The sequence below is a fragment of the Limnohabitans sp. genome (assembly GCF_044373035.1).
Lineage (GTDB): Bacteria > Pseudomonadota > Gammaproteobacteria > Burkholderiales > Burkholderiaceae_C > Limnohabitans_A.
In genome coordinates this window covers 1-3,308 of sequence record NZ_JBILQU010000186.1, presented here as the reverse complement: position 1 = coordinate 3,308, position 3,308 = coordinate 1, and the positions used below count along the sequence as shown (strand labels likewise).

The 3,308-nt window shown below is 59.6% G+C and carries 4 protein-coding genes and 1 pseudogene; 1 reads left to right on the top strand and 4 read right to left on the bottom strand.

Features of this window, described 5'->3' with window-relative positions; genetic code table 11:
• The 4 genes from paaC to ACIQ47_RS15535 all read right to left on the bottom strand — a co-directional run.
• Positions 1–540: 1,2-phenylacetyl-CoA epoxidase subunit PaaC (gene paaC, locus ACIQ47_RS15550; protein WP_396438950.1), on the bottom strand; the 540-nt coding region annotated here is incomplete at its 3' end.
• Between the two features lie 56 nt (positions 541–596).
• Positions 597–905 carry a 1,2-phenylacetyl-CoA epoxidase subunit PaaB gene (gene paaB, locus ACIQ47_RS15545; RefSeq protein WP_396438949.1) on the bottom strand — a complete coding sequence of 103 codons (309 nt, stop codon included), beginning with the start codon at positions 903–905 and terminating at the stop codon, positions 597–599.
• Positions 902–1,933 carry a 1,2-phenylacetyl-CoA epoxidase subunit PaaA gene (paaA, locus tag ACIQ47_RS15540; protein ID WP_396438948.1) on the bottom strand — a complete coding sequence of 344 codons (1,032 nt, stop codon included), beginning with the start codon at positions 1,931–1,933 and terminating at the stop codon, positions 902–904. Before paaA ends, paaB begins: the two co-directional genes overlap by 4 nt.
• A gap of 177 nt (positions 1,934–2,110) precedes the next feature.
• Positions 2,111–2,998 carry a 23S rRNA (adenine(2030)-N(6))-methyltransferase RlmJ gene (locus tag ACIQ47_RS15535; protein WP_396438947.1) on the bottom strand — a complete coding sequence of 296 codons (888 nt, stop codon included), beginning with the start codon at positions 2,996–2,998 and terminating at the stop codon, positions 2,111–2,113.
• Positions 2,999–3,194: 196 nt separating this feature from the next.
• On the opposite strand from ACIQ47_RS15535, the pseudogene ACIQ47_RS15530 reads away from it, so the two are divergent.
• Positions 3,195–3,308: pseudogene (locus tag ACIQ47_RS15530) on the top strand (uL13 family ribosomal protein); the annotation flags it as partial.

Genomic DNA, 3,308 nt, shown 5'->3' with positions numbered 1-3,308 from the left:
GGCCGATTGCGCTTTGGCGTGGGACTCGTCAGTGCCGTCGCCCAGACGCACCAGCCAGTCGCGCGAGTGGCGCAAGTGGTAACGCACTTCCTTGAGCGACTTGGCGGCAATCGCTGCCAATTGCGTATCTTTGGAGTTTTGCAACTGGTCCCAGACCAGCACCATCAGGCTGCTGTACAGAAAGTTGCGTGCCATGGTCATGGCGAAATCGCGGTCGCCCTGCGCTGTGGCCGACATCAAAGGTGTGTGCGGCAATTCGCACAAAGTGTAGTTCTTGAAGTCCGGCACATCGCGGAAATAAGCCAGCGTGTCTTCGGTGGCACCGGCGCCTTGCAGCGAGGCCGCGTGCTGGTAAAGCATGCGGGCCTGGCCGATCAGGTCCAGGCTGTTGTTGGACAGCGCGATGTCTTCTTCGAGGATGGGGCCGTGGCCACACCATTCGGCATTGCGCTGACCGAGGATGAGCGCGTTGTCGGCCAAGTGCAGCAGGTAGTCGACTGGCGCGTTGGGCTTTGAGTGTTGGGTGTTGAGCGTGTTCATATTGGACGAGTCGTGGGCTTGACGCTCAACGCTGATCGCTGAACGCCAAACATGAATCACATGTGGCCGACCTCGTCGGGGATTTGGTAAAAGGTCGGGTGGCGGTACACCTTGTCGCTGGCCGGGTCGAAGAACTCGGGCTTGTCGTTGGGCTCGCTGGCCGAGATGTTGGCCGAGGGCACCACCCAGATGCTCACGCCTTCTTGGCGGCGGGTGTACACATCGCGTGCCATTTGAAGGGCATGTTTCGAATCGGATGCGTGCAGGCTGCCGCAGTGCTTGTGTTCAAGGCCTTGCTTGGAGCGAACAAAAACTTCCCACAGGGGCCATTCTTTCAATGCGGCGGTGTTGGCAGTGGCGTTCATGCGGCCTCCTTCATTTGGCGTGCTTGTTGTTTGCGGGCGTGGGCCAGAGCCGCTTCGCGCACCCAGGCGCCATCGTTCCAAGCCTTGACGCGGGCGCCCAGGCGTTCTTTGTTGCAAGGCCCGTTGCCATTCACCGTGGCCCAAAACTCGTCCCAGTCGATCTGGCCGTAGTCGTGTTGACCACGCGCCTCGTTCCACTTCAAGTCCGGGTCGGGCAGGGTCACGCCCAGCACCTTGGCTTGTGGCACGGTGGCGTCCACAAACTTCTGGCGCAGATCGTCGTTGCTGATGCGTTTGATGCCCCAGCGCATGCCTTGCGCGCTGTTGGGGCTGTCGGCATCGGGTGGGCCAAACATGGCCAGGCACTTCCACCACCAACGGTTGACGGCGTCTTGCACCATGGCTTTTTGCTCGCTTGTGCCTTGCATCATCACCAACAGTGCTTCGTAGCCTTGTCGCTGGTGGAAGCTTTCTTCTTTGCATACGCGCACCATGGCGCGGGCATAGGGGCCATAAGAGCAGCGGCACAAAGGCACTTGGTTCATGATGGCCGCGCCATCGACCAGCCAGCCGACCACGCCGACATCGGCCCAGTTGAGCGTGGGGTAGTTGAAGATGGAGCTGTATTTGGCTTTGCCGCTGTGCAGGCCGTCCAGCATCTGGTCGCGACTGGTGCCCAGGGTCTCGGCGGCGCTGTAGAGGTACAGGCCGTGACCGGCTTCGTCTTGCACCTTGGCGATCAAAATCGTTTTGCGCTTGAGGCTGGGGGCTCGGCTGATCCAGTTGGCCTCAGGCAGCATGCCCACGATTTCGCTGTGGGCGTGCTGGCTGATTTGGCGCACCAGGGTCTTGCGGTAGGCCTCGGGCTTCCACTCGCGGGGTTCAATGCGGCCATCGGCGTCGATGTGGGCGTCAAAGGCCGCTTGCAGGGCAGCGTCTTGCGCACTCAGGGCTTTGGGCACGGCCTTCAGGTTGGCCGACTTGACGTCTTCGGAACCGTCCGGGACGCTGAATGATTGGGTGTACATGGCGGGTCTCCTGCGCCAAACAGGATGGAATGATCTTGGCGCAGGTGCCAGTATACCCATTAACCGACCGTACGGTCGGTTAATCTGAAGACTCGGCGATCAGGTTTTTCCCTGATCCTGATTTTTGGAATCAAAAAGGCCTGGCCAAGATCGTCAATGCAGGCCAAGCCATGACGTTCAAGAGGACTCCACGGCCCAGTTTTTGCCCGACCCACGCGCCAGAGCCGGTCCCACCATGTCCAGAGCCTTGCGGATCTGGTCTTTCAGCGTGAAGGGTGGGTTGATGACGAACATGCCGCTGGCCACCAGGCCGCCTTCGTCGCCCGGACCTCGCCCAATCGCCAGTGTGGCGTTGAGCCAGGGCTTTTGGGCCTGGTTGGACAGGGTGCGCAGGCGTTTGGGCAGGTCGTGAGCCTCAGGGCGAGGAATGATCGGGTACCAGACCAGGTAAGTGCCTGTTGAAAAGCGCTTGAGGTATTCCTGAATCACGCTGGCGACCTTGCTGTAATCCGATTTGATCTCGTAGCTGGGGTCGATCAGCACCATGGCCCGCTTGGAGCCGGTGGCCGAGGGCGGGGGCGGCAGGATCTTTTTCAGCGCCTCAAAGCCGTCTTCGCGGCTGACGGTGATGGTACGGCCGGCTTCGAGTTGTGCAATGTTGGCGGTCAGCGCTTTGCTGTCGGTGGGGTGCAGCTCATACAGCCGCAAGCGGTCGCGCGAAGCGTGGCGCATCAGTTTGTGCATCAAAAACGGCGAACCAGGGTAAATGTTGGCTTGTCCGTTGGGGTTCAAACTGGCGATCTGTTCCAGATAGTCTTGAACGGGCTCGGGCAGACTGTCGAGCTTCTCGGCAGCAGCCAAAAGTTTGAACAAGCCGTCTTCGGCCTCGGCCCCTTTTTGGGAAAAATCGCCGTCCAGGCGGTACAAACCGGCCCCGGCATGGGTGTCAATCAGGGTGATGCCGGCCTCTTTTTGCATGAGGTGGCGCATGGTCGCGAGCAAGGTGATGTGTTTGAGCACATCGGCATGGTTGCCCGCGTGAAAAGCGTGTCGGTAACTGAACATGCCTTGATGGTAACCATTAACGCGCGCAAGACCTTAATTTTTCGTATAATAGAAGGCTTCGCAGCGATTCAGTGGTCCCGCGGCGAAGACGCCAAAAGCCGCAAGGCCCAAGCAAATGACCACCTAAGAGGCTCCCAAAAGAGGAGCACCGACCGTGGAAAAGGGCCCGACAAACCTTTCTTCAAAGAGAAAACTCATGACAACAACTTTCAGCGCCAAACCCGCTGAGGTCGTGCACGAGTGGTTTGTGATTGACGCGACCGACAAGGTCCTCGGACGAGTAGCCAGCGAAGTTGCTCTCCGTTTGCGC

Excerpts from the sequence above, each read along its gene's own strand:
- paaB (WP_396438949.1), bottom strand. The coding sequence starts at position 905 with ATGAACGCCACTGCCAACACCGCCGCATTGAAAGAATGGCCCCTGTGG.
- paaA (WP_396438948.1), bottom strand. The coding sequence starts at position 1,933 with ATGTACACCCAATCATTCAGCGTCCCGGACGGTTCCGAAGACGTCAAG.
- ACIQ47_RS15535 (WP_396438947.1), bottom strand. The coding sequence starts at position 2,998 with ATGTTCAGTTACCGACACGCTTTTCACGCGGGCAACCATGCCGATGTG.